Consider the following 26,041-nt stretch of genomic DNA (forward strand, 5'->3'; position numbering starts at 1 on the left):
TTAGCTTACTCCAAAATAACAAGATTTAAATCCTCTATATCACCGATGGAGAGAAAAACATTTGTGTATTCGTGGCAAAATAAAGAGTGCTGCCTAAAATAGCAATCAATGAAGAAACACCCCCTGGGAATAATTTTCAAAAATTATTTCTTCCAGTAAATTCTAAGCCTGGAATTATTTAATCTGGTAAATCCATTTTCTATTAACTCCTCTTCTATATAATAAATTGAATCAGAGGACTTTGCCACAGGATAATAACCGCTTAAAATTAGAGCCTTAGGTGAGTTAGGAGATTTGTTTTCCAGTTCCCTAACAGGCCTATCTGTGTCAAGCGGTTGAAAGAATTCCAAAACACTTAAAGCACTTCCGGGATAAAGGTAATTAATAATATGACTTTTGTTTCCCCAGGTATGCACCTCTATACCTTCATCCTTTAAACTATCAACAGTAGCTTCTAAATCCTGGAGATATTCTTTCCTGATTTCGCTTGTCCTTACCCATGCCAACTCTTCGTCTAATTCCTTATCAAGATACCACAGCGGCAGATCTTCATATATGTTTTTTAGGTTTATACTAATCGAAAAAAATATCAGAGGCAGTAATAATATCGTATAAAATATTCTATCCTTTATAACTCTTATATAGAAAACAGCCGGAATTAGAACTATGATTAAACCGGACTTAATTAAACCTGTATTTGATCCAAAGGCTAAAACACTTAAAAATAAGAGATAAACAGATAAATGAAAATTGGTTTTCCCAAATAACTCCTTTTTATAATCTATCTGCCTGCCAACAACCAAAATAGTTAAGGCAATAAGGAATAAAATATAGGTTCTTGAAAACTTTTCATAACCTACTCCGAAGAAAAGAAAAAGCGAAAAAGCGAGGATTAGTACTATGATATAAACATTATCATTTCTATTTTTAATTCTTTTATAAAATTGAAGGAATAAAAAAAGTACGCCAAGATATATTATTACATATATAGCATCTATTCCATAATTTTTAAACAGTTCAACTGGATTATGATAATCATTGTTCCAATCAAAAAGTCCCTCTAATCCAGGATACTGCAATAAATAACCGCTAATAACAAATATAATTGAGAGTGCAACAAACAAAATCGGGTGCTTCAACCTGAGCGAAGACACGGATTTATGATGAACCAAATAAATGCTCAAAGAAATTAACGGAATTAAGATCAGGTTGGGAAGACGAATAAAAATTGCTAAAACACAAGCGAGGCTTAACAATAACAGCTTTCTTCCAGTTGGCTTTCTCCTGTAAAGTATCAATAAAGAAAAAACAAGACTTAAAAAGAAAAGGGAAAAAGTATCATAGCCGAGAATATTTGCATTTAATGGACTAATTAAGATTAAAATAATGGATATAAGAATTAAATCATTTTTATTTGGTTTCCGCTTTAAACTTATTAAGGGTATAACTATAGAAAGCAGGATTAATATCGCATTAAAAACCCGATAAATTATTATTTTTTTACCGGCAAAAAGGCTAGCTCCTTTAATGATATAGGAGCTGAGGAAAAAAGTAGAGGGATAATTTTCTGACGGGGAATCTAAGGCGACATTGAGATGGTAGAAGGAATCAGTAAAATCTATACCAAAGAATATTTTCGAGAAAAAATATATTAATCCAAAAGCAAAAAATAGAATACTGACTGTTTTATTAAAACTCAAGGTGAAAAATTTTAAGAGATATTTCTTAAGTACTGTGCATAATCGCCCTTTCCTATATCCCCGGCAAGTTTTATTAACTCATCTTTACTGATATACTTTTTGCGATAGGCTATTTCCTCTAAGCAAGCAATTTTAAGGCCTTGTCGCTTTTCTATTGTCTGAATAAAATTCGAGGCTTCTAACATAGAATCATTTGTCCCGGTATCCAGCCAGGCATACCCACGGCCCATAAGCTCTACATTCAGTTTATCTCTTTTCAAAAACTCCTGGTTAACGGAAGTTATCTCCAATTCTCCTCTTTTGCTGGGTTTACAGGCTTTAGCAATTTCCACGACTTCATTGGGGTAAAAATAGAGTCCGGTAACGGCAAAATTACTTTTTGGTTTTTCCGGCTTTTCCTCAATGCTTAACACCTTCTCATTCTTATCAAAATCTACCACTCCATAGCGTTGAGGGTCTTTTACATAATACCCGAAGACCGTGGCCCTTCCCTCTTTTTCACAGGCTTCAATGGCATTTTGAAGTAAGAACCGGAAACCCTGCCCATAGAAAATATTATCTCCCAGTACAAGACAGGCCGGTTGACCGTCAAGAAATTTTTCACCAATAATAAAAGCATCGGCAAGTCCGCGGGGTTCTTCCTGAACTGCATATTCAAGGTTTAACCCTAAATCCTTTCCCGTTCCCAGTAGTTTTTTGAATTGTTGCTGATCCCCGGGCGTTGTAATAATAAGAATATCCCGAATTCCAGCTATCATCAATACTGAGAGCGGATAATAGATCATCGGTTTATCATATATCGCCAGTAACTGCTTGGAAACACTTTTTGTAATAGGGTATAATCTGCTGCCGGTACCTCCGGCCAGTATAATTCCTTTCATAATTTTATCAATTGGTAGCTCCTTTAAGTCTGTCGCTTATTAATTCGTAGAGCTGTGGTAATTGTTCAAACCTGCCTATTTTCGAAATTAACAAATAAAAGCTGGCTCCAATAATCCCCCCACTTAAAAGACGGATTATATCCGGGTAAATCTCCAGGAAATTATAATCTATTCCCCATACCAGCAAAGCACTGATGAACGCAGCCGTGAGAATTGGAACTATATCCAGTAATTGGCGTATAGGCGAATAAAAAATATACTTCTGGGTATATTTCGCGTTAATAAAAAAAGCTACCAGGGAAAGTGCCACCTGTCCCCAAAGCAGCCCATATATCCCAAATGGTATTGCCAGTAAAACCGCCAGAACAATCAGAAATTTCTTGTAGACTTCCAGTTTTAAAAAAAGATCGCTTCTTCCGTAAACGTTTAAAATCCCCAGGTTATAGGAATGTAAAGGAAATAGTAAACCACTTAAACAAAGCACCTGGAAATAAGGAGCCGAGGGAAGCCACTTTTCGGTAAAAAGAAACCGGAACAGCGGTTCAGCCATAGCAGCCATGATCAGTAAAACCGGACTAACAACGAAGATGACCATTTTTAAAAGTTTCCTGAAAGCCTTCTTAAGCCTCTCAGGATCATCTTTGATCTCGACAAACACTGGAAAACTCACTTTATTAAGGGCGCGGTCCAGATTGGATACCGGTAACTGTTTCATAGTTTCCGCACGGGTATAAAACCCTAATTGCGCTGCTGAAAAATATTTCCCGATTACCACCAAAAATATATTATTGAAGAACCTGTTCAGCAAGTCGGCAAGACCAAGTTTATATCCGTAATCCCAATGCTTTTTAAATTTTATGGTATCAAAGTTAAGAGATGGATACCAGCCTGAATATTTCCATATCAAAATAAAACCCACCAATGCATTCACTAAACTACTATACACCAGGCTCCATACTCCAAAATCCTGAACGGCCAAAACAATACCTACTATCCCCGCAATTACCGCCGCCGGTAAAGCCACAAGAGTTTGGGTTCTAAACTTCATCTCTTTGGTAAGTTTGGCAAGTTGTACAGAAGTTGCCGCTGTAAAAAGGAAACTTAGACAGTAAACTCTAACAATATTGGTCAGGATAGGATATTCATAAAATTTCGCGATGAGGGGAGCAGAGATGAAAACCAGTAGGTATATCAAAAACCCGGCGAACAGGTTAAAAAAGAATACTGTGGAGTAGTCGGCATCATCTGCTTCGCGGTCTCTTATCAAAGATTTGCTCAAACCACTATCCAAGAGTCCGTTCCCCAGTGCTACAAAAACCGCTATCATAGCTATTAAACCAAATTCTTCGGGAAGAAGAATACGAGCCAGCACCAATGAGACCACAAAACCAATGAGCTGGTTCCCAAATTGCTGGGCAAAGGTCCACATCAGTCCGAATACAGCCTGTTTCCTTAACGACATTAAACTGGTTTAGCGAGGCTAAGTTAATCTTTTTAGAATAATCCCTTTCAGCTCAACCCGGCTAAAAAAAATTACTTAGTTTTAATTTCGCAATTATGAAACACACGCAAAAAATCAAGATCTGGTTCACCGATTTCTATAAAGGATTTGATCCTTATAAAAATTATTTAACAGAGCTCCTGCAGCCGGAATTTCTGCTGGAAGTTAATCCTGAAAACCCCGATTTCCTTATTTACAGCTGCCACGGAAAGGATTTTTTAAATTTTAACTGCGCACGGATTTTCTATACCGGCGAAAACCTGGTACCAGATTTCAACCTGTGTGATTATGCCATAGGCTTTCATCACCTGGAGTTTCATGACAGATACCTGCGTTTCCCTAATTATGCTTTTCTTCGGGATCAGTTTGAAAAGTTAGTAAGGTCCAAAACTTTTACTTCAGAAGATCTTAACCAAAAGAAACATTTCTGTAATTTTATTTACGCCAACGCTCAGGCCCACCCAGCCCGGGATGATTTTTTTCATGCACTGAACAAATACAAAAATATCTCCTCTCCCGGCAAACACCTAAACAATATGAACTTTGATATAGGGGAACGTTTTGCTGAAGACTGGATGTATACCAAACTTGCCTTTCAGAGCTCCTGTAAGTTCAGTATTGCTTTTGAAAATACTTCCACCCCAGGCTATGTTACTGAAAAGATCATGCACGCTTTTATCACCGGTACTATCCCAATCTATTGGGGCGACCCGGAGGTGGCAAAAGATTTCAATCCCGATGCCTTCATCAATTGCCATGATTTCAGGGATTTTGAAGAAGTTGTTGCTTATATAAAAGAGATCGATAATAATCAGGAACTTTATCTCAAAATCCTGAACGAACCGGCTTTTCGGAAAAACCGGGTACCTAAACATTTACAACTGCAGAAATTAATTGAATTCTTCGGAAATATTTTCGGCCAGAATGAAGAACAAAGGATAAAAAGACCTTTGTACGGCGCTTGTAAAAATTATGAACAGGAGCTAAAAAGTCGTGTAAACAAAAAAGGCGATTGGGAAAAACTGAAAGGCAGGTTTAAACTTTAATCAATATATTGCCTTTTATAATACTCCTGATAATTGCCGGAAATAACGCCTTCCATCCATGCGGAGTTTTCCAGATACCAATCCACTGTTTTTTCCAGACCTTCTTCAAAATTCACTGAAGGCTCCCAGCCCAATTCGTTTTTTATCCTGGAAGCATCAATAGCATAACGTTTATCATGCCCCGGCCGATCTTTTACGAAACTAATTAGGGTTTTAGATTCCCCTATTTCCCAACCCAGTTTTTTGTCCATGATTCCGCATAGAAGATTGATGAGGTCTATATTCTGCCATTCATTAAAACCACCGATATTGTAAGTGGCTTTATTCCTTCCTTCGTGAAAAACCAGATCTATAGCCTGGGCGTGATCTATCACATATAACCAGTCCCTGGTATATTTCCCATCCCCGTATAACGGCAGCGATCTTTTCTTAATAATATTATTGATAAACAAAGGAATGAGCTTTTCAGGAAACTGGTTGGGACCGTAATTATTCGAGCAGTTGGATATAACATAAGGCAAACCATAAGTTTCCCCATAAGCCCTCACAAAATGATCTGAAGCCGCTTTCGATGCAGAATATGGAGAATTCGGTGCATACGGACTGGTCTCAGTAAATAAACCAGATTTTCCCAAGGAACCATATACCTCATCGGTACTAATATGATAAAAAAGTTTGTCTTCGAAATTTCCCTTCCAGCATTCCAGGGCTGCTTCCATTAGGTTAATAGTCCCGGTAATATTGGTATCTACAAAGCTCTGCGGATCTGAAATAGAACGATCCACATGCGATTCTGCTGCCAAATGAATCACAGCATCGAAATTATACTTTTGGAACAATTGCTGCATTTCCTCTTTATCCCGGATATCAGCTTTTATAAAGCTATAATTCTCTTTCTTTTCAACATCCCTTAAATTCTCCAGATTTCCGGCATAGGTTAAAGCATCCAGATTGAAGATCTGGTAGTCAGGATATTTATTTAAAAATAACCGAACCACATGAGAGCCGATAAACCCGGCTCCACCCGTAATAAGAATTTTCTTTTTTTCCATTGGAATTATTTAGTGCCCCAAAATAAAGGGATCAAAATATTTTGAACCAGAACTTAAAAGTAAAATTACTTACAAAAGTTAGATATACCTACTTCTAAAAAGTAATATTAGGCCTCCTGGCTTTGATGATATAGCTATTTCAGGAGGGGGCAAACTGTCTTGTATATCGTAGATACTCCATACATAGCCTATGGATACCCCTTACCAAATCCATATAAGAGTCATAGCTAACTCGTAACTTCTTCGAAGAAACATCGAAGTAGATATGGAGAAAATAAGCCTAAACCATAGCTATAATGTCTGTTAAGTCAATAAGATATTATGTTTTTTTATTGAAAACCTTGCAAGGTTACAAACCGAAACTTAAAACCGCGTCGACTCCAGATCTACCAGGCTGGTTTTGAGAATCCTTTCAGAGTTGGATTTATCTTTATTGTAATTATTCAGGCGGGCCTCGAGTAACTGCATGGCGCCTGCCCCCATCTCTTCAGGAAACTGATCGATATAGCTGATACTCGGAGTTAAAAAGTTGGCGAATTCCTTCCCTATAAAACCTATTACTTTCAGGTCTTTCGGGATATTTATCTCATGCTCATAAGCCGTTCGGTAGACCCGCATAGTACTTACATAATCGGTACAGATCACGGCTTCCACCTTATCTACCACAAGCATCTTTTCTGTTTTTTCTTTTAAAACTTCCGGCCGGGCTGAGTTGGCGATATAAAATGTCCTGTTTTCAGGTAAAGCTTGCTTATAACCGTCAATCCTCAGTTTTCCCACCCCCATATGATGGATGGTAGTCGCGATCCCTATTTTCTTAATGCCTTTGGCCAGCAAGCGCCTGGTGACATCAGCAAAAGTGCCTACATCATCTATTCCTATTCGGTCCGCGGGAATGTCAAAATTTATTCTATCGTACAGGACCACCGGGATTCCATAATCCACCAGCTGGTATAAATGATCGAATTCTTTTTTTCGCTGGGTCTCTTCAGCTACGGCGATCAAAACCCCGTCCACATAACCGGTGGTTAACATATCACAGATTTGCTTCTCCCGCTCCAGCTTTTCATTTGAAATATAAGTAATCACCTGCAAGCCTGCACGCTGGGCTTCAGCTTCGATTCCGGAAAGTACCCGGGCAAAAAAGGAATTTGAGATATTTGGAATGATAACCCCAATAGTTCCGCTCTTACTGCTTTTTAAATTCACAGCCACGGGATTAGGCCTGTAATTATGCAGCTTTGCAAGTTCCTTTACCCGCTCAGCGGTTTTGGTACTTATCTCAGGGCTGTCATTTAAAGCTTTTGAAACGGTTGAAATGGATACATTAAGCAGTTTTGCTAATTCTTTAAGGGTGATCTTATTCTTCATAATTCCTCTGAAAAATTAAATAATTCGTAAAAGTATGAATATTTGCTGGAAAATATTCTTTACCCCGGTTTGTTTCATCAATTAATTAAAGATTTAATAACTTTAAACGAGCTTAGAAAATTACTCTAAATAAAATGTTTGTTAAAATAAATAAAACCGAATATCCCCCCAGGGAACCTACAATGGTTTGGGATGGCACCTGCGGCTTTTGTAAATACTGGAAGACCCGCTGGCAACTAAAAACGAAAGGTAAAATCAGGTTCGTCACTTATCAGGAGAAGGCCTGTGATTTTCCGGATATTCCTCTCAAGGAATTCAAAAAGGCCAGCCGACTCATAGAACCCGATGGTAGTGTTTATAGCGGCCCCGACTCTGCATACAGGAGCATTTACTATACGGGTAATGAAAAATGGCATCACTGGTATCGGAAATATCCCTGGTTTGAGAGATTCAGTGATTTAGCTTATAACCATATCGCGAAAAACAGAGATTTTTACTTTAAGATTACAAAAGCACTTTTCGGCAAAGATCCTGCAAACCTCAAATCCTACTGGCTTTTTTACCTTCTCGCTGTTTTTGTAATTTTGGCATTATTATGAATTTTCTGCGTACCTATTGGTTTTATATTCTTGCAGCCCTTATCACAATAATCGGGATCCTCACCGGGTGGTACCTGTTTATTTTCCTTGTTTTTCCCCTTAGCTTCTTCCGCAAAAAAAAGAAAGATGGGGATCAGGAAGAAGGAAGAGACTTTTGAATTTTTCTTTCCTACGGAAGTGTTTTTTTTTGCGAGTTAAACTTATCCTAAACCCCCGGAGTAGTTTGCAAATATTGGGCTTCCGCCGTAATTTAAACCTCTAATTAAGTCAAAATAATTAAAATGAAGGATTACGGAACACTATCTCAGGCAATTAATAAACTTAAATTGGAAGAAGGCTATGAACACGATTTCAATCTGCTGGATGAGCAAATTGAGATCAAGTCTACAAACGAAAGCTATAGCGTTGAAGAATTTGACGTGGATAAGGTGCTTCGTTTCGAAGGCATGAGCAACCCTGATGACAACGCTATTCTTTATGCTATTACCACTACCAATGGGCGGAAAGGGGTTCTTGTAGATGGGTATGGCATCTCCAGCGGACAGGTTTCCGATGAAATGATGAAAAAGCTGGACCTCAAGGACCATCGCCCCATCGATGAATAACTCGTTAAACTTCTATTAAAGCAATAATTCGGCTTGGCAAGCTCACTAAACTATTGTATTTTAGTATCATAATTTAAAAATCAATAAACAAAAACTATGAGTTACTTAGGATTAGATAAAAAGAAAACCGAGAGCACAGTAAAAGAGCTTAATGTTCTCCTTGCCGATTATCATCTTTATTACCAGAAACTTCGGAATTTTCACTGGAATGTTATAGGAAAGAATTTCTTTGACCTTCACGAAAAATTCGAAGAGTTGTATGATGATGCAAAGCTAAAAGTAGATGAAATAGCCGAAAGGATCTTAACCCTTCGCCATCAGCCAACAAGTAATCTAAGCGAATACCTGAAAGCTTCTAACCTTAAAGAAGCAAAGGCCGATCTTACCGATTACGAAATGATTGAAGCGCTTCTTAAAGATCACGGAGTTCTGCTTAAGCAGATGCGAAGTGTGGTTGAAATAGCCGATAAGGCCGGCGATGAAGGTACCATAGATCTTATTGGAGCTTATATTAGAGAACTGGAGAAAACTAGCTGGATGCTTGACGCCTGGAAAATGAAAACTACCGATGGCCACGCCCCGGTGAAAAAAGGCAAGTAATCTCCCCTCTTAATGTTCGATGATTATAATTTTTATGATTCCCTGAAAAAAATAGGGGTCAAGCTTCAGGAATGGCTGGACGCAATAATTCTGAATTTACCGAATTTTGTGCTGGCCATTCTTGTTTTTGTATTATTTCTGATTCTGGCACGCTATCTAAGTCGGGTTTTAGACCGGCTTTTAAGAATCAGGATTAAACAAGTTTCCATCCGCAGGATGATCATAAAGGTCCTGAAGCTTGTCGTGGTCCTTATTGGCTTCTTCGTCGCCCTGGGATTACTGAACCTGGATAAGGTTCTAACTACGGTTCTTGCCAGTGCCGGAGTGGTTGGTCTGGCTATAGGTCTTGCCCTGCAAGGCACTTTAAATAATACTTTCTCGGGAGTTATTTTAAGTTTTCTTCCCGAAATACAAATAGGCGACTGGATCGAAACCAATTCCTATGCCGGGCAGGTTATAGATATTAATCTTCGGAATATCAAGATCAAACAGAGCGATAACAATTATGTGATTATCCCTAACTCTAAAATTGTAGAGGAGCCATTCAAAAACTTTACCAGTACCCCGAGGTCGCGGGTTATTCTCGACTGCGGAATCGCTTACAGCTCCAACCTCGAGTTTGCACGTCAATTAACGCTGGAAACCATTGAGAAAATTTTCCCGCCGAATCCAAATGAAGAAGTCGAATTCATGTATACCGAATTCGGAGATAGTTCCATTAACTTTGTCATTAGGTTCTGGACAGATGTAACCAATAACCGGGATATTTTAAGAGCAAAAAATATAGCGATCATAGCGATCAAAAAAGCTTTTGATGCTAACCATATAACTATTCCATTCCCAATTAGAACCATCGATTTCTCCAACAATCTATCGCTAAATAAGCCTGAAAGCGACCAATAATATGAATCACTTCAAAATATTAGCTTTCCTGGCGATATTCCTGCTGTGGAGTTGCGAAGACTATGGGCAGTTGAAAAAAATCCAACACTTACCGGCTACGTTGAAAGAGGTGAGTGGGATGGAAAAATTCCCGAAGTCTGACCTTATCTGGATGATCAATGATTCCGGCAACAAAAATATTCTATACGGACTCCAACCGGGAAATTCAACCTTGAAAACTATAGCGATCACCAATGCCGAAAATAAAGATTGGGAAGACCTGGCCCGGGACACTTCCGGCAATCTGTATATCGGAGATTTTGGTAATAACCGCAATAAGCGGGAAGATCTGGTAATCTATAAAGTAAAGAATCCTGAAGGAAATACTTCTGGAAAAACTACCGCAACAAAAATAATTTTTGCCCTGGAGGACCAAACTGAATATCCTCCTAAAAGAAAGAACAGGAACTTTGATATTGAAGCCTTCGTACATTTAAACGGAAACCTCTACCTCTTCACAAAAAACCGAAGTAGTAAAAGCAATGGGGTTTCAAAGATTTATCGCCTAACTGATCAACCGGGAGAATCCACTGCAGAATTAATAGGGGAATTCCAGAGTTGCAAAAAGAAATCCTGCTGGATTACCGGGGCAGCTGTTAGTCCAGATCGAAAACGTCTTGCTTTACTTACCAACAAGTCTGTACATATAATATCGGATTTCAAGGATGATAATTTTACTACAGGAAAAACAACACATCTGGAATTTGGTCATAATTCCCAAAAAGAGAGCATTATTTTCAAAGATGATTCTACCATTTACGTTGCCGATGAACAAACAGGCGCCTTTGGCCGAAATCTTTATGAATTTAGTTTAAATTAAAAACTTAAACCTGTCGATAGTGATTTAAACCAAGAGCGCCTTCCTACTGGACAAAAAATTTAGCCTAATATTCCTCAAAGAGCAGGCAATTTAGGCTCATTATAAATTTTACCAGGAAGATTTGTTAGAATTCAAAACCAAGGCCAAAGGCAAATCTCCAACCTTCCGATCCCTTAAAGAAACTAAAAGTCCCATTTACGGCGCGCGCGCTGGTAACCCAGAAACCACCACCGTAAGAGTCATGCCATTTGTTACTTTCTTCAAAATCATTCCAAACTCTACCGAGATCATAACCCCCAAAGACTCCTAACTGAAGTGGCAAAAATCCGGTCTTGAATTCATCAAAACTATAGCGCAGATCTCCTCCCGTAGCGAAGGCGCTTTTCCCTATAAACCTGTGCAACCTGTAACCTCTGAGACCGCTTTCGCCTCCCAGGCGTGCCGCCTGATAGAATTCATAACCATCACCCATATTTAAATGCGCCATAACCTTGGATTTAAGGACCAGTTTCCGGTTTCGGCTAAGGGCATTAAAAAAGCTCCAGTAGGGTTTAAAATAACCATAATGTTGATCGGTATCCGAAGTATTGAGCTTTCCACCCAGATTGAGTTCAAACTTCATCCCCCGGGTTGGGTTAAGTGAATTATCGTAGCTTTCATAACGATATAAAGCATCCAGCCCGGCAAAATACTTCCTTTTAAAGAAATCTTCGTCGGTAGTATTAAAGTCTTCGTGAATAAACCGCCCTTCGGTATCTTCTACTTTATTAATTTCAAAATTTGCCATGTAACTAAAGTAGCTCCCAAAAGGGGTTTTTCTTACAAATCCCGCCTTGGCAGCATATCGACTTATCTTCACACGGTTATAATCCATTCCCAGTTCGTCATCAAAATTTTCGGTTTCGTTTCCGTAGCCAAAGAGGTTACTGGCAAAATTCGGACTGTTATAACTCGCTCCCACCTGTAAATTATACCTTCCGATAATATTAGCAAATTCCCCTTCATAATACAGGTCAAAACCATTGGTAGCAAAATAATAACCCCCGCCATAAGTATGTTTTGAAGTGAAGGGATTCCTTTTAAAGTCATTAACAGTATAAACGCTTTCAATCCCTATTTTAAAACCATCATCGGGGTTATACCCCAGCCCCGGTAAAAATGCTCCACCTTTAAAATTCTTTTTATCCTTATCATAAGTATTTATATCATAGTGATCCCGGAAACGGAACCTGGCATCTCCAGCCTCCGTTATCGTATTAGGCAGGGATTTATGATCATACAGCTTTAATTTGCTGCCGTTTTTAATGGTATAGATATCGTTGCCCAGGCCACCAATTATTCTTAGATAGATCTTCTCATCCCCTTTTCCTTCTACCCGAATTTTATCCTCATCGTCGAGTCCATAGATCCAGATATCTTTAGTTTCTTCCCTGGAATAAATTTTATCGCTGAGGATTTCGGCACGTTCCCCACCTTTATTTCGGGTCACCGTCACCCGGGTCTTTCCTTCAGGCATTCGGATAACATCTATAAAATCGTCTTTATCTGTACCCGTTACAATGGCAAGACTCGCCAGATGGTCATAATATCGCATCGAAATACTTACAATATTATCTCTTCTGCCCTTTAACTTTGCGATAAGGTCTTCCAGAGTTTCCTCTCTGCTTTCCGGCGGAAGTTTCTCAAAAGCTTCTTCAATGACTTCGTCGGTCATATTCTCCTGAATAAACTTAGCCTCTTTCAACCAGGTATCGCGTCCCACATTCTGAAGCAGAGATCGGTCAAGGCCAACAGCCGCGATATTAAACCATTCCACATCTTTAATATCTTCATCATACACAGCAAACTGGTTTGCAAAACCTGCAAGAGCTCTAAGCGTTCCGAAGAAAGCACCATCAAAATTAGAAAACACCTGGTCCCGATCTCTCGGAATAGCTTCAAAAGTGCGGTTTCCTTCCTGGTCCTCGATTTCGGCCCAGCGCCATTGGTCCTGGTGGCGATCCCAGTCCCCGATAAGCATATCGAAAATGCGGGATCTCACATATCTTGGCTCATCGAGAATATATTTCTCATCCCTTCTCAGCCTATCGAACATATCTGCAGTACTCACGATATCATGGTTCGGACTCCCGAAACTTTCTTTACCCAACCAATTTTCTTCCGGGCGTTCAACAATCATATAAATATCATCGCCGTGTTCTTCATTATATTTTCCCAGGATTGGTTGCTTTGGCATATAAAACAATTCAGGGTTGGTATGGTGCACATCCACGGCAGAAGCCAGTCCCGGCACAGCCAGAAACGCATAAGGGTGGGCAGCAGTATAAAAATCGGTCATCAGTCTCTCTGCAACGGTATTTTCCAGATCATCCTGAATAGGAGTTGTTTTAAAGGCCACTTTCTGCAAATACTGGACAGATTCCTTTCTAATCCTTCGCATATTATACTCCCGGTTTAGCGTATCTTTCAACCGCACCGATACCGTTTGGTGTCCTCCCGACTTTATAAGTGGTTCGAGCCCCCCATATAGCGTATCTAGATCGGCTACCTTTACTTCGATCTCTTTTCCATAGAGTTCACGATAGCGCTTACCCCATACTGTTCGATGAAAATCGTTTTTCTCGGTTTCTTCTTTTGAATACACCGAAGTTGTAATCGTTTCAGGAAATTCTGTGGAGAACTGGCTCAAGTCATACTCCTGTGGTGCAGAAAATATTTCCTTCTGAAAAAGTAATTTGGCTTTATTCTTTTCATTTCCGTAGAAACTTACCCAGGAAGATCCATCCTTAAACACATCCAAAACTGCAAAACCCTGTCCCCCATAGGCAAAACGTCCGTCATTGCTAAGGCTCGCAAAAGTTCCTTTAGATCCCGACCCCGAAACGATCTGTTTAATATTACCATTGTCTATATATTGAAGAGAATGTTCGTGCCCTGCGACAAAAATCACCCGCTCTCTTCTGTGGGCTATAGTCTCCAGTCTTCGGGCCAGCGACTTATATCTTTCATTCTGAAGGTCCTGAATTGAAACTCCTCCTGTGGTCCTGATCAACATCGCCAGGGAACCCAGTATGGGAATTGGCAGTTTCTTCTGAGTAGGATAAATATGACGATTGAAATTGTATTGCCCCCCGTGAATCCCGTTAGACAGCACCGGGTGGTGCAGGGTAATTAACACAGTTTTGTTCTGACTCTTTTTTAACTCTGTTTCTACCTCCAGCAACATAGCTTCGCGGGTTTTGATCTGCCCGCAATCGTTGTTGATCTTAGGGTGCCTGTCCCAATCTTCAAGGTACCACTGGGAATCGATGACTATAAGTTGTATATCGTCTGACACCTCTATTATGTCCAGACCGCAACCTGTATCAGGAGACCAGATGAGATTGTTTTCAAACTTTTCTTTTAAATACTCCTCCTGGCGATCAAGGCCGGGAATACCTTTATTATACCAATCATGGTTACCTGGGATCACAAGCACATTGCCATCATATTCTTCAATAGCGTCAAGCTGGGCATCAAGCATATACTCCGCCTTTTCCCTTTCAGGGTCGCCTTCCGGCGGCATACCGTCCGGATAGATATTATCACCAAGGAAAAAGGTGTAATTTTCCGGTTTTTTTACCGAATCCAGAAAATTTTTAAAAGCGATAAGGCCTTCAGAAGAACCACCTTCCGGCGAATAACCGCCATCACCAATTAAGTAAAAAGATTTTTCGATTTCTTTATCTGCAGGATAGCCAAAGTTCTCTTTAGGCTCATCTTCATGGATTTTCGTTTTTACTGTAGCACATGAGGTTATTATAACCAGAAGGGCAAGAAAAGGCAAGAAGATATATTTTTTCATATATGAGTTTGATCTTTTTTGTAATTTGGCTTGGACAAAAAAAAGTGCACATGGATCAACTAATTGAGAAAGCCGATAAATTTGTGCTGAATCTTTTTAAGGAAAAATTACCCAATACCTTTCTATATCATAACTACAGGCATACGCAGCGAGTGGTTAAAAGTACTAAAGAATTAATTGATAATTCTGAAATTAATGTTAAAGACAAAGAGGCGCTATTACTGGCTGCATGGCTTCATGACACCGGTTACACCCGTGCTTTTAAGGGGCACGAAAAAGAGAGTGTAGCCATTGCAACTTCCTTTTTAAAAGCGCAAAATGCCACCCCTGAGCTCATCGAAAAAGTTCGACAATATATAAAAGCTACCTGCTTTGATACTGAACCGAAAACCCTTCCTGAAAAGATTATTAGAGATGCCGATTCCTCCCACTTTGCTAAAGATTATTTTGAGGAAACCAGTGAATTGCTCAGGCAGGAATTAGAATTGCAGAATATAAAAAATTTCACCGCATCGGAATGGGTTCAGGAAAATATAAAAATGCTTACCGAAAAACATCAGTTCTATACCACTTATGCCCTAACCAATTGGCAGCAAGGCAAAGAAAAGAACCTTCTTGACCTGATAGAATCGCAGAAAAAACAGGAAAAAAAGTTTAAAAAAGAAGAGGCTAAGGCCCGCCTGAAAGCAAAGTTTAAAAATGATAATCCCGAGCGTAGTATCCAAACGCTTTTCAGGGTCACTTTGCGAAACCATATAAAATTAAGCGATATAGCCGATACCAAGGCAAACATCCTTCTTTCGGTAAATGCTATAATTATTTCCCTGGCATTTGCCAACTTATTGCCCAAACTGGACGCCGAAATGCATAAACACCTTCTTATACCCAGCCTTATTTTAATGCTGTTTAGTGTGGCCTCTATTATTCTTTCAATATTGTCTACAAGACCCAATGTCACCAGCGGTGAATTCACAAAAGAGCAGGTTAAGAATAGAAAAGTGAATTTACTCTTCTTCGGGAATTTCCATAAAATGCCTTTCGAACAGTTTCGTTGGGGTATGCAGGAGCTCATTAAAGACAAAGATTATGTATATGAATCTTTAATGCTGGATTTACATTCGCTGGGAAAGGTTTTACACAGAAAGTATATGTTGTTAAGGCTAACCTATTTAGTCTTTATGATTGGAATTATCCTTTCGGTACTAAGCTTTGTTACCGCCTTTTATTTAATTTAATTCTTGCATAAGATCCTCGTAGGTAATGGTTTTTTCGGGGTCTGCTTCGTCTGGCGTATAAAGTATATTAACCCTTATGGCCTTTAGTCCAACCACACCCTGAACATCTTCCAGCTCAAGAATTTCTACCTCCTCGCCTAAATATTTCTTAGCCTGGAGGTATTTTATATAGCGAAGATATTCACGCTCATCACCGCGTTGAGAATAGATTATAGCGATCTTACCTTTTTGGGTAATTCGTTCTTCGGTATTTTTAATAAAAGCCTTATCAATACGTTTTTTTATGATCTCATACCGTGCATTATAAGTGCCATCTACATCAAATTTCTTCTCATCCATCCTGTATCTTATCGATAAGGTGGAATTAAACACCAGGATAAGGGATGCTGCCTCCAGTTTAATTGGGGTGTCTTCCTGCAACTGATAAAAACGATTTTCCATCTCGATCATCGTGCTTAACTGCCACAATCTAAGATTGTATAAATAGACCTTATTAAAAGGTTTGTTCTGCGCCATGGAAGCTCCAATGTAAATATTGTGATCTACCCCATCGGTTTTATAGCGCTCAAAATAATGCGGATAGATCTCCTGGGCCTGTACCTGCTTCCGGTCTATATAACGAGACATGGTGCGATTGATTTGCTGCACGGTTTCATCATAATTCTTCCGGTGATTGTAAATAATTCCGGTTTCGGGATTTAGCTCTTTTTGATAAGCAGTGACCATCTCCTTTAAATCCGGCGACTGCTTTTTGAGATGAGACATTATAGGATTCACCTCTTTTTTTAATAGATTGAACACCTTCTGTTCACTTGATGCATTCAGGCTTTCCTTTAATTCCTTTCTGAAATCGGCAATTCTGAATTTCACCTGCTCATAGATAGGAAGTTTTTCTTTCTCGTAGGCTTTGTCTATAATCTTTACAATTATTTTTAACTGATTTAGCAAATCTTTCTGTATAGCTTGGTTTCTGGCCTCTGAGGAACCTACAACATCTATCTGACCATAAAGGGGAAATATGTCCTTAAATACAATATCCTTAAATGAGGCCAGCCCGTCTTCATCAAAATCCCTGATGAATTTCTTGGCTTCTTTTTCAAAAACCCAAAGTACGCTTGGATGAATAGAAGTACATTCACTCTGGATAACCGCTTTTATTCTATTCTCAAATTCGGTGCGGTTTCGATCTACAGCCGTCGAAATGTAAGGAAGGATTTCATCCAGCTTTATAGTGTTAATACTATTGAGTTCATTTTTTCGGGTAGAAACAAGTTCCAGAATCCCCAATAGCTTATTATTCTTAATGACAGGAGCCAGAATGCAGCTTTTCACATCATTGGAAAGCAACTGTTGAGAAAGCATATTATTGTTATTCTTCTGAGCATATGCTTTGACATTAGGAATACTAAAGAGGCTACGTTCTTCAAATAGTTTCCTGAAACCTTCTTCACATAAACCGGATTTACAATCACTTTCCTGCTTTTCCCTAAGAATAAAACTGTAGGCATCCTTGCCCTCCATCTTTTCAAATACACTATCCTGGGAATTGTAAACCGTAAAACCAACTCTTAGGTCGGGAATCTTATAAATAGACCTGAAGATCTTCTGAAGTTTCAGCAATTCATCTTTTTGTGAGGCCTTTTCAAAAAGTAAGGTTGTCTTTAATTCAGAAATAGCCTCATCCATAGTTACATCGGTAAGGTTTAAAATAACGAACCCTGAGAAGATCCAGCTTTGAGGCGGAAAAATTTCCTTCCATACTGAAACATTTTCAAAATTCTGAATTAATCTATCTACGTCCTCCTCACTTATTTTCTTTGCTTTATCGGTGGGTTCTAAATTCACAAAATCACCGTTTGTAGCAATACGGTAGTGATGCACTATTCCGTTTTTATCGGGAATATCGTAGTATAATGGTCGGGAGAAATCTATATCATAGCCATAGTAGTCATTTAAAATATGAATACAGGCCTGGATGTAATACATATTCTCATCCATATTGCGCATCTCCAGGGTAAAATCTTCCCCGGCATTCTGCATTATCCCTTTCAATCTTTTCGATCGGTTAAAAAATATATTGTGGTAGGGTACAGATGCAGTTTTGATCTCGTTACTGCTTAAAATGTTCGGGAAGATATCATCCAGAAGGATCTTTATAGGCTCTCTTAATTCAATAAGCTCAGCCGGGTCTTCAATACCTTCGGTTAACTGGGGAAACGACTCTATATACTCAAGGATCTTTTCGATATATTCACGGGAAATGCCTCCAATACCATTTTCCAGTTGCTGTTTGTAAACTTCGATTACTTTTTGAAAGCTTATCTTGATTTGTAAAGGAAAATCTCCTATTTGTTCTTTCATTACCTAAATATATAGCGTAAAATTACATTTAATGTAAAGTAGTAAACTGTCGATTCTTCAAATTAACAATATTTTATAAAAATGAAAGTCTCTTCTAGTGGCAGTTGTTTATTTTTGCTGAAATTAAAAATGATATTATGAGAAAATTATTAGCAATAGCCGGCCTGGCCTTAATAACGATATCCTGCCAGGATGATCAAGGTTATTCTATTAAAGGTACCGCAGAAGGTATTGAAGATGGAAAAATGGTCTATATTTCTGAGATCCAGAATCCAAATTCCCGTCCCGAAAGAATTGATTCTACACAGATTAAAGATGGAAAATTCGAACTCGACCTTGCCGAAGTTGAAAATTCTAATTTAAGTTTTCTGGAAATTGAAGGTCTCGACGGAAATGTGATTTATATTTCTGAAAACCAACCTATCAGCTTCGAAATTTATAAAGACAGCTTAAGAACTTCGCAAATAAAGGGTGGAAAAGAAAACCAGACTTTGGTATCTTACCTCGATCATCTTAAGGAAACCAATAAAAAAGTAGGGGAAGGACGCCAGGAAATGCAACAGGCTTTTCAGCAGAGAGATTCTACTCAACTAAGAATTCTCCAGGAAGCCGAAGCCGAATTGATGGATAACGACAAGGTATTCAAAAAGAAAATGGTGAAAGAAAACCCCGATTCGTTTGTTTCGGTAATGATTCTTTTGGATATGATGAATATGAAATCTTTTCCTGTTAATGAGATCAAAGAATTATATGAAGGCCTGGATGAAAGCGTAAAACAAAACTCCATTGCAAAATCTTTGGAACAAAAACTTGAAAGAGAAAGCGCCGTGGCCATAGGAAGCAAAGCTCCTAATTTTACAGCTCCAAATCCTGAAGGCGAAGAGCTTTCTCTGGAAGATATCCGCGGAAAAGTTACTCTAATCGATTTCTGGGCTGCCTGGTGTAAACCCTGTAGAGTAGAAAACCCTAACATAGTTAAGATCTATGAAAAATATCATGATAAAGGTCTTGAAATTATAGGTGTTTCCCTGGATCGTCCAAATCAGAGAGATAAATGGCTTCAGGCAATTGAAGACGACAAACTGCCCTGGTACCAGGTTTCTAATCTGGAATTCTGGAATGAACCGGTGGCTCAGCAATACGGGATCCGTTCTATACCTGCTGCCTTTATCCTGGATGAAGATGGTATAATTGTAGCGCGTGACCTGAGAGGCCAGAATCTTGATAACAAGATCGCCGAACTTTTAGGAGAGGAAGAATAAACCTGATAATTTATCACATTAAAAAAGCGCCTCAGGGCGCTTTTTTTGCTTTTGCATCTATATTAGTGTCACTCAAAAGAGTATAAGAAGGCACCTTGAACTTGATCCAGTGTCTTACCGAAATTGATTAGCTGGATGAGATTCTGAATTAATCCAGAAAGTCTTCGGGACAGAATGACGTTTTAACTACTTTTCAAACAGCCTTTGGATTTATTTCTTTAATGCAATTGAAAGCCAACATTCACTGTCACCCTAATTTCCATCTCCCCGGGAGAAAGAGTTTCCTGTGATCCCGATTCTTCACTCATTTTCATATCGGCCATTCGGTATACGGGCTGAAAATTATTCCCGGAAGACTCACTGATCGTAATCGCTTTTCCAACCTCCTGATTCAGGGGACCTGCAAATTCCTCGGCTTTTCTTTTAGCAGCCAGAACGGCTCTTTTCCGGGCTTCGGTTTTATGTATCTCAACTTCAGAAGATTTGAACTGAATTCCGCTAATTCCGTTTAAGCCGTTTTCAAGTAATCCGCTGATTATTTCCTCGTATTTATCAAGATCTTCCAGGGTGATAGAAATTGCCTGTCTCGCTACATAAGTATAGGATTTATCGTTATAATTATATCTTTTGTTCAGGTTAACATAATCGGTTTGGATATTTTTTTCAGGAATATCCTGGGATTTTAAATACTTCAGGATAGCATCTGCGGTTTGATCGTTTTCTTTTTTAACCGTATTCGCATTTACACCTTCATGTTCAATCTGGGATTTTATGACAACCTGGTCCGGAACCACTTTTACGATCCCCTCCCCGGAAACAAAAATTCCCTGATTCATTTTGTCTTCCTGGGCGAAAGCGCCCACACTTAACAATATTGCAGTAAGCAGAAGTAGTTTTTTCATAAGTAATTTTTTTGTTTTTTATTAGTCTAATGTAATTCGCATAGATCGGGGTTTTAAATTCATTTCCGTTAGGCTCATTTCATAATTATATAAGATTATGATTTATTCCTTCAGGAACAAGAAAAGTACCAAATTACAGTTTTCCCATTTTTTGCAGCACAAATAAGATTACAATAGGGACTGCCAAAAGGATCACCATCAGCAAATGATTCTCAAAAACCCAGGGCGCCAAGGCCAGAGTTAAAACATATCCTCCCACGGCTCCCCCAAAATGAGCATCGTGACCTATATTACCCAGCCTTTTTTTCATTCCGTAAATGGTATATAAAAGATAACCTATTCCGAAGATATAAGCCGGAACAGGAATTATAAAAAATAATCCAAGCATCATATCTGGCCGAAGAAGAATTGCCGAGTAGAGCACTCCCATCACAGCTCCACTAGCGCCAACAGCAGTGTAATGCGGTTCGTCTTTATGAAAGAAATAGGAAAGTAAATTACCTAATATTAAACTCACCAGGTAAACAATCAAAAACCCAACAGAACCGATTCCAAAAATCACCACATTGGCAAAAAAATAGAGCGTAAGCATATTCACGAACAAATGCGTAGTATCAACATGCAGGAAACCGGAGGTAAAGATCTGAAATTTCGAACCTCTTTTTAGATCGGCTATATTAAATTTGAATTTTTGAAAGAATGAATCATCATTAAAACCTTTAAAAGAGATAAGAATATTAGCGGCAATAATGATAATAGTGACAAGGTTTATTTCCCCCATAATTGGATTTAATTTAATGTCAAATATACCATATATTTGCTGAAAGTTGTCTTATGTATCGCCTGGTTTTCTGGTTAACCTATCCCCTTCTCTGGTTTATTTCTATACTTCCTTTCCGGTTGTTTTACCTGGTTTCTGATATGGTATTTGTATTGGTATATTACATAATTGGATACCGGAGAAAGACTGTAAAGGAGAACCTCGACCTCGTATTTCCTGAAAAATCAGGGGAGGAAAAGAATAAAATTACCAGAAAATTTTACCGGCACATGTGTGATATGTTCCTGGAGATGATTAAAAGTATTTCTATTTCGAATGAAGAACTTAAGAAAAGGTTTGTTTTTACCAATCCGGAAGAATTTGAAAGAATAAAAAAATTAGATAAAAGCATTGTGGCCATGTGTGGGCATTACGCCAGCTATGAATGGCTAATCGCCCTGCAACTCCACGGCATAGACTATAAAGCATTTGGGATATACAAAAAGGTGAAAAACCCGTATTTCGATAAAATGGCAAGAGACATTCGGGGTAAGTTCAATGGAGTATTGATTCCCACCGTTCAGGCAACTTCACAAATTACCGCTTTAGAGAAAGCCGGCGAACGTGGTATCTATGCCATGATCGCCGATCAATCTCCAAAACGTTTCAAAAAGACCCATTGGATTGATTTTATGGGAATTAAGGCTCCCGTTTTTATAGGTTCTGAGATCCTGGCCCGAAAACTGGATATGGTGGTGGTATATTTAAATGTTGAGAAAGTAAAACGAGGCCATTATGCCGCTACTTTAATCAATATTTCTGATAATCCACGGCAGGAACCAGAATTTGCCATTACTAAAAAATATATCAAACTACTGGAACGGCAAATCAACAACGATCCCCAATATTATCTATGGACCCATAAACGCTGGAAACACCGCAACAGGCCCATTTCTGAAGATTCTATTGTAATAGACTAGGCGATAATCGATTTGATCTCTGCTATCATCTTCCTGGCAAGATCATCGGCTTCCTGTTGAGATTTTGCCTCGGTATATATCCTGATAATCGGTTCAGTATTAGATTTCCTAAGGTGAACCCAGTTTTCGGGAAAATCGATTTTCACACCATCTACAGTAGACACCTGTTCGTCCCGATGTCGTTGCTCCACTGCTTTCAGGATTCCATCTACATCAAGATCGGGGGTTAATTGGATCTTATTTTTACTCATAAAATAAGCAGGATATTCTTTTCTTAATTCTGATACCTTCTGCTTTCTTTCAGCCAGAAGACTTAAAAATAATGCAACCCCAACGAGGCTATCCCTTCCGTAGTGGGATTCGGGATAAATAATCCCGCCATTTCCTTCTCCACCAATTATTGCATTGCTGTCTTTCATTAACTTAACAACATTTACTTCACCTACAGCGCTGGCCAGGTATTTTCCATTGTGTTTTTTAGTAACATCACTAAGAGCACGGGAAGATGAAAGGTTGCTCACCGTGTCGCCCGGAGTTTTGGAAAGCACATAATCGGCACAGGCAACAAGGGTATATTCTTCGCCAAACATCTGGCCATTTTCGTCTATTATTGCCAGCCTGTCAACATCCGGATCTACGACTAATCCCATATCAGCCTTTTCTTTAACCACAAGGTCAGAAATATCCTGAAGATGCTCCTTTAAAGGTTCGGGATTATGCGGAAAATGGCCATTAGGTTCACAGTACAATTCCACGACTTCCACGCCGAGTTTTTTTAGTAAAGCCGGGATGACGATTCCCCCCGTAGAATTCACTCCGTCTACCACTACTTTAAAACCTGCCTTTTTAATTTTATCGACTTCCACGAGATTTAGTTTGAGGACCTCATTTATATGAACATCCATATAATTCTCCTTAAAGATGATTTCACCAAGCTCATCAACCTCTGTAAAATTAAAATCTTCAGCCTCTGCAATGCTAAGGATTTTCGCTCCCTCTTCTCCATCCAGAAACTCTCCTTTAGAATTCAGCAATTTAAGCGCGTTCCACTCCTTGGGATTATGGCTGGCGGTTAAGATTATACCACCGTCTGCCTTTTCCAAAGGAACAGCGATCTCTACAGTAGGTGTTGTGGACAGACCAAGGTCTATTACATCAATTCCAAGGCCTGTAAGGGTGTTCATCGTTAATTCCTGAATCATTTTCCCTGAAATACGGGCGTCTCTTCCAACCACGACTTTCAGATTTTCTTTATCTAAGGAGTTTTTTAACCAGGTACCGTAAGCTGCGGCAAATTTCACGGTATCCAATGGGGTAAGGTTTTCCCCGGTTTTCCCGCCAATTGTACCCCGAATTCCGGAAATAGATTTTATTAAGCTCATAAATTTATATTGATTTGTAAAACGAAATTTTAACAAATATACAAGTCGCAGGAAGTATCAGACAAAACTTAACACAAAATAAACAGGAAAAAGCCAGAATTCACTAACTTTCTTCAATGAACTACCTGGCCCATATATATCTCTCTGGAGAGGATAATGAGTTGAAAATCGGCAACTTTATTGCCGACTCTGTGAAAGGGAAGGATTTTCTAAAGTATCCCGGAAGAATTCAGCAAGGAATTATTCTACACAGGGCCATAGATACCTATACAGACGTACATCCGGTTTTCGGAAAAAGCAGGAAAAGACTTTTCCCAAAATATCGACATTATAGCGGGGTAATTGTAGATATGTTCTATGATCATTTTCTCGCTGCCAACTGGAATAAATATTCTAAAGAACCGCTTGAAGAATACACTAATAATTTTTATGCCCTACTCGAAGAAAACTGGGAATTTTTACCTCGGCAGGTTCAGGATTTTTTTCCCTATATGTTACGCGATGACTGGTTTTTATGTTATGCCACATTAGAGGGAGTAGAAAAAATATTGGCTCAGATGAACGGGAGGACAAGCTTTATTTCACAATTGCATCTCGCCGTAAAAGAATTGGAAATATATTATAAAGACTTCGAAAATGAGTTCCTGGAGTTTTTTCCAGACCTAATAGATTTTACTTCAAAAGAAATTGAGCAATTAAAGGACTAAGGGATTTCCTGTATTTTTTAAAATTATTTACAGCCTTCTTTTGAGTTCTATTTTTTTTGGAAGATTTTTGGGGAATATTAACACAACTTTGTGTGGAATGGGATTACCCAACCTGAAATCCAAAAATTGTTAACACAAAAAAAAAAGCCCGGAAATTTCCGGGCTTTTTTTAGGAATAGGTTAAAAGGCTAGGCCCAGTACCAAACTCCATCAATTAAATTTAATCTTCTCCATCCAAATTGGGTTTTGAGATACCAATTATCATACATACGTAAAACCGTCACTCCATTAATAGTATAATATTCTCCGTTTTCATATGTAGGAGCAGTTGTACCTCCAGGGTACATGGCAGCTATTCCTTGTTTATCTCCACTGGATAACTGGGTACGTTGCACGTTATAGGTGCTCCCGTTGGTCTTTGTAATTGTAGGTTCTCCATTCTTGGAGAAAGAATAAGAGCCATACATCATTATTGACCCCAGATCCAGGCTTGAAGTATATTCATCGCCATCGAATCCTCCATCGTCATAAGTATGGAAATTATGCTCAGTCCCACTCTTCACATTATCATAATGAACGGTAATATAGTTATTTCTGTCGGCCCTGCTTTGCTCGTGCCATAGTCCAACAGCGTGTCCTATTTCATGAATCGTATTTCCGGTAGAGCAACTACTTGAAAGAGTAATGTTTTGTCTCCCTCCAATCATTCCAACATAGGAAGAACACCCGGAACCGGAAGTGAAGTATACGTAATTCGACTGTCCAGACCTTTCAATAAATTCAATATTGGTATTAGCTTCCCAATGCTTCAGGGCATCATACACCCTCTCTTTACTGGATAAGCTTCCGTCAATAGAATAATAGACCTTATTATCCGGCCATAACCCGTTAGTACGACCCACACTTTTAACATCAACTTTTTCACCTTTTTCATAAACCAGTTTCTGAGGCTCTGAACTGGTTAAATGAGCGGGAATCATTATATCCCCTTGGTAAACATAATCCTGACCGTGTTTCTCAACCGGGATTTTTTGTCCAGTATAATAAACATCTGATACGGGTCCAACATTATCGGGATAGGCTATCTCTGTAAGTGATTCTCCAACTTCGTTGGTTTCTGTTTGCGTTTCTGCTTCTTCCGTTTCATTAACCGGGTCTTTACTACAGGCCAGAATCGCTAGAACCGATAGTAACATAAATTTGCTTTTTCTCATAAGTAGGGTTTTTCCTAAATTTTGTTAATAATGATTTTAATTAAATTTACTGACTCAGGTTTTACAAAGGTTATTCCAAAAATTTTTATCAATTAAGCTTCTAATTAATTAACAGTCAGTTTCCTACAAAAAATTACAAGAATCAAAATAATTACGTATCCGGGGCAGGGTAGATAAATATCTCTCTTCTTGATAATGCAACAAAACTCACTGAAAATGAATTACTTAAAGGTCAAAATTGATTATTAAACCCTGTAACACTCTGAGTTAGCCATTA

At 38.8% G+C, this 26,041-nt stretch carries 21 protein-coding genes; 10 read left to right on the plus strand and 11 right to left on the minus strand.

Annotated features, from left to right (window positions below; translation table 11 throughout):
- Nucleotides 1–143 precede the first annotated feature (143 nt).
- The 3 genes from BM266_RS08525 to BM266_RS08535 are packed head-to-tail and all read right to left on the minus strand — an operon-like array spanning nt 144 to nt 4,043.
- The gene (locus BM266_RS08525) at nt 144–1,700 is read right to left on the minus strand and encodes a hypothetical protein (protein ID WP_093408357.1); all 1,557 of its coding nucleotides are present in this window, start codon (nt 1,698–1,700) and stop codon (nt 144–146) included.
- Between the two features lie 11 nt (nt 1,701–1,711).
- A complete protein-coding gene (gene rfbA, locus BM266_RS08530; RefSeq protein WP_093408360.1) occupies nt 1,712–2,581 on the minus strand; it encodes a glucose-1-phosphate thymidylyltransferase RfbA in 870 nt (289 codons plus the stop codon).
- A 7-nt stretch (nt 2,582–2,588) separates the two neighbouring features.
- On the minus strand, nt 2,589–4,043 hold the full coding sequence (locus tag BM266_RS08535; RefSeq protein WP_093408362.1) for a lipopolysaccharide biosynthesis protein: 1,455 nt from the start codon (nt 4,041–4,043) through the stop codon (nt 2,589–2,591).
- 95 nt (nt 4,044–4,138) lie between these two features.
- Here BM266_RS08535 and BM266_RS08540 point away from each other — a divergent pair, with 95 nt between their 5' ends.
- Entirely contained in the window at nt 4,139–5,128 is a 990-nt protein-coding gene (locus tag BM266_RS08540) for a glycosyltransferase family 10 domain-containing protein (protein ID WP_093408366.1), read from the plus strand.
- On the opposite strand, the gene rfbB is transcribed toward BM266_RS08540, so the two are convergent.
- A complete protein-coding gene (gene rfbB, locus BM266_RS08545; protein ID WP_093408368.1) occupies nt 5,125–6,180 on the minus strand; it encodes a dTDP-glucose 4,6-dehydratase in 1,056 nt (351 codons plus the stop codon). The genes BM266_RS08540 and rfbB overlap by 4 nt on opposite strands.
- A gap of 363 nt (nt 6,181–6,543) precedes the next feature.
- Entirely contained in the window at nt 6,544–7,551 is a 1,008-nt protein-coding gene (locus BM266_RS08550) for a LacI family DNA-binding transcriptional regulator (RefSeq protein ID WP_093408371.1), read from the minus strand.
- Between the two features lie 134 nt (nt 7,552–7,685).
- Between BM266_RS08550 and BM266_RS08555 the strand changes: the two genes are divergently transcribed.
- The 5 genes from BM266_RS08555 (at nt 7,686) to BM266_RS08575 (ending at nt 11,117) form a co-directional block, all read left to right on the plus strand.
- The gene (locus BM266_RS08555; RefSeq protein ID WP_093408373.1) at nt 7,686–8,150 is read left to right on the plus strand and encodes a thiol-disulfide oxidoreductase DCC family protein; all 465 of its coding nucleotides are present in this window, start codon (nt 7,686–7,688) and stop codon (nt 8,148–8,150) included.
- Between the two features lie 281 nt (nt 8,151–8,431).
- Nucleotides 8,432–8,755 (plus strand): phosphoribosylpyrophosphate synthetase, encoded by a 324-nt coding sequence (locus BM266_RS08560; protein WP_093408376.1) that lies wholly within the window; start codon nt 8,432–8,434, stop codon nt 8,753–8,755.
- Nucleotides 8,756–8,851: 96 nt separating this feature from the next.
- Nucleotides 8,852–9,355 carry a Dps family protein gene (locus BM266_RS08565; RefSeq protein WP_093408378.1) on the plus strand — a complete coding sequence of 168 codons (504 nt, stop codon included), beginning with the start codon at nt 8,852–8,854 and terminating at the stop codon, nt 9,353–9,355.
- 12 nt (nt 9,356–9,367) lie between these two features.
- Nucleotides 9,368–10,258 carry a mechanosensitive ion channel family protein gene (locus tag BM266_RS08570; RefSeq protein WP_093408381.1) on the plus strand — a complete coding sequence of 297 codons (891 nt, stop codon included), beginning with the start codon at nt 9,368–9,370 and terminating at the stop codon, nt 10,256–10,258.
- 1 nt (nt 10,259) lies between these two features.
- Nucleotides 10,260–11,117, plus strand: a complete 858-nt coding sequence (locus BM266_RS08575) for a hypothetical protein (RefSeq protein ID WP_093408383.1) — start codon at nt 10,260–10,262, stop codon at nt 11,115–11,117.
- 124 nt (nt 11,118–11,241) lie between these two features.
- On the opposite strand, the gene BM266_RS08580 is transcribed toward BM266_RS08575, so the two are convergent.
- Nucleotides 11,242–14,961 (minus strand): metallophosphoesterase, encoded by a 3,720-nt coding sequence (locus BM266_RS08580; protein ID WP_093408386.1) that lies wholly within the window; start codon nt 14,959–14,961, stop codon nt 11,242–11,244.
- Nucleotides 14,962–15,011: 50 nt separating this feature from the next.
- Between BM266_RS08580 and BM266_RS08585 the strand changes: the two genes are divergently transcribed.
- Nucleotides 15,012–16,196, plus strand: a complete 1,185-nt coding sequence (locus tag BM266_RS08585) for a Pycsar system effector family protein (protein ID WP_093408564.1) — start codon at nt 15,012–15,014, stop codon at nt 16,194–16,196.
- On the opposite strand, the gene BM266_RS08590 is transcribed toward BM266_RS08585, so the two are convergent.
- Nucleotides 16,188–18,557 carry a GAF domain-containing protein gene (locus BM266_RS08590; RefSeq protein WP_093408388.1) on the minus strand — a complete coding sequence of 790 codons (2,370 nt, stop codon included), beginning with the start codon at nt 18,555–18,557 and terminating at the stop codon, nt 16,188–16,190. The two genes, BM266_RS08585 and BM266_RS08590, sit on opposite strands and share 9 nt — an antisense overlap.
- A 137-nt stretch (nt 18,558–18,694) precedes the next feature.
- On the opposite strand from BM266_RS08590, the gene BM266_RS08595 reads away from it, so the two are divergent.
- Complete coding sequence (locus tag BM266_RS08595; protein WP_093408567.1) at nt 18,695–19,819, plus strand: TlpA disulfide reductase family protein; 1,125 nt, start codon at nt 18,695–18,697, stop codon at nt 19,817–19,819.
- A gap of 218 nt (nt 19,820–20,037) precedes the next feature.
- Here the strand turns inward: BM266_RS08595 and BM266_RS08600 are convergent, their stop codons facing one another.
- Nucleotides 20,038–20,721: an SIMPL domain-containing protein gene (locus BM266_RS08600; RefSeq protein WP_093408390.1), complete on the minus strand. Its 684-nt coding sequence runs from the start codon at nt 20,719–20,721 to the stop codon at nt 20,038–20,040.
- A gap of 133 nt (nt 20,722–20,854) precedes the next feature.
- Nucleotides 20,855–21,502 carry a rhomboid family intramembrane serine protease gene (locus BM266_RS08605; protein ID WP_093408392.1) on the minus strand — a complete coding sequence of 216 codons (648 nt, stop codon included), beginning with the start codon at nt 21,500–21,502 and terminating at the stop codon, nt 20,855–20,857.
- Nucleotides 21,503–21,555: 53 nt separating this feature from the next.
- Here BM266_RS08605 and BM266_RS08610 point away from each other — a divergent pair, with 53 nt between their 5' ends.
- The gene (locus BM266_RS08610) at nt 21,556–22,461 is read left to right on the plus strand and encodes a lysophospholipid acyltransferase family protein (RefSeq protein ID WP_093408395.1); all 906 of its coding nucleotides are present in this window, start codon (nt 21,556–21,558) and stop codon (nt 22,459–22,461) included.
- Here the strand turns inward: BM266_RS08610 and glmM are convergent.
- Nucleotides 22,458–23,843: a phosphoglucosamine mutase gene (glmM, locus tag BM266_RS08615; protein WP_093408397.1), complete on the minus strand. Its 1,386-nt coding sequence runs from the start codon at nt 23,841–23,843 to the stop codon at nt 22,458–22,460. The genes BM266_RS08610 and glmM overlap by 4 nt on opposite strands.
- A gap of 116 nt (nt 23,844–23,959) precedes the next feature.
- On the opposite strand from glmM, the gene BM266_RS08620 reads away from it, so the two are divergent.
- A complete protein-coding gene (locus tag BM266_RS08620) occupies nt 23,960–24,550 on the plus strand; it encodes an acyl carrier protein phosphodiesterase (RefSeq protein WP_093408400.1) in 591 nt (196 codons plus the stop codon).
- A gap of 188 nt (nt 24,551–24,738) precedes the next feature.
- Here the strand turns inward: BM266_RS08620 and BM266_RS08625 are convergent, their stop codons facing one another.
- Nucleotides 24,739–25,764 (minus strand): M12 family metallopeptidase, encoded by a 1,026-nt coding sequence (locus BM266_RS08625; RefSeq protein ID WP_093408403.1) that lies wholly within the window; start codon nt 25,762–25,764, stop codon nt 24,739–24,741.
- Nucleotides 25,765–26,041 lie beyond the last annotated feature (277 nt).

Origin of the sequence: Salegentibacter flavus, assembly GCF_900115145.1 — a bacterium.
Taxonomy (GTDB): Bacteria; Bacteroidota; Bacteroidia; order Flavobacteriales; family Flavobacteriaceae; genus Salegentibacter; species Salegentibacter flavus.

Coding starts and splice junctions, on each gene's coding strand:
- rfbA (WP_093408360.1), bottom strand. CDS start 2,581: ATGAAAGGAATTATACTGGCCGGAGGTACCGGCAGCAGATTATACCCT.
- BM266_RS08535 (WP_093408362.1), bottom strand. CDS start 4,043: ATGTCGTTAAGGAAACAGGCTGTATTCGGACTGATGTGGACCTTTGCC.
- BM266_RS08540 (WP_093408366.1), top strand. CDS start 4,139: ATGAAACACACGCAAAAAATCAAGATCTGGTTCACCGATTTCTATAAA.
- rfbB (WP_093408368.1), bottom strand. CDS start 6,180: ATGGAAAAAAAGAAAATTCTTATTACGGGTGGAGCCGGGTTTATCGGC.
- BM266_RS08550 (WP_093408371.1), bottom strand. CDS start 7,551: ATGAAGAATAAGATCACCCTTAAAGAATTAGCAAAACTGCTTAATGTA.
- BM266_RS08555 (WP_093408373.1), top strand. CDS start 7,686: ATGTTTGTTAAAATAAATAAAACCGAATATCCCCCCAGGGAACCTACA.
- BM266_RS08560 (WP_093408376.1), top strand. CDS start 8,432: ATGAAGGATTACGGAACACTATCTCAGGCAATTAATAAACTTAAATTG.
- BM266_RS08565 (WP_093408378.1), top strand. CDS start 8,852: ATGAGTTACTTAGGATTAGATAAAAAGAAAACCGAGAGCACAGTAAAA.
- BM266_RS08570 (WP_093408381.1), top strand. CDS start 9,368: ATGTTCGATGATTATAATTTTTATGATTCCCTGAAAAAAATAGGGGTC.
- BM266_RS08575 (WP_093408383.1), top strand. CDS start 10,260: ATGAATCACTTCAAAATATTAGCTTTCCTGGCGATATTCCTGCTGTGG.
- BM266_RS08580 (WP_093408386.1), bottom strand. CDS start 14,961: ATGAAAAAATATATCTTCTTGCCTTTTCTTGCCCTTCTGGTTATAATA.
- BM266_RS08585 (WP_093408564.1), top strand. CDS start 15,012: ATGGATCAACTAATTGAGAAAGCCGATAAATTTGTGCTGAATCTTTTT.
- BM266_RS08590 (WP_093408388.1), bottom strand. CDS start 18,557: ATGAAAGAACAAATAGGAGATTTTCCTTTACAAATCAAGATAAGCTTT.
- BM266_RS08595 (WP_093408567.1), top strand. CDS start 18,695: ATGAGAAAATTATTAGCAATAGCCGGCCTGGCCTTAATAACGATATCC.
- BM266_RS08600 (WP_093408390.1), bottom strand. CDS start 20,721: ATGAAAAAACTACTTCTGCTTACTGCAATATTGTTAAGTGTGGGCGCT.
- BM266_RS08605 (WP_093408392.1), bottom strand. CDS start 21,502: ATGGGGGAAATAAACCTTGTCACTATTATCATTATTGCCGCTAATATT.
- BM266_RS08610 (WP_093408395.1), top strand. CDS start 21,556: ATGTATCGCCTGGTTTTCTGGTTAACCTATCCCCTTCTCTGGTTTATT.
- glmM (WP_093408397.1), bottom strand. CDS start 23,843: ATGAGCTTAATAAAATCTATTTCCGGAATTCGGGGTACAATTGGCGGG.
- BM266_RS08620 (WP_093408400.1), top strand. CDS start 23,960: ATGAACTACCTGGCCCATATATATCTCTCTGGAGAGGATAATGAGTTG.
- BM266_RS08625 (WP_093408403.1), bottom strand. CDS start 25,764: ATGAGAAAAAGCAAATTTATGTTACTATCGGTTCTAGCGATTCTGGCC.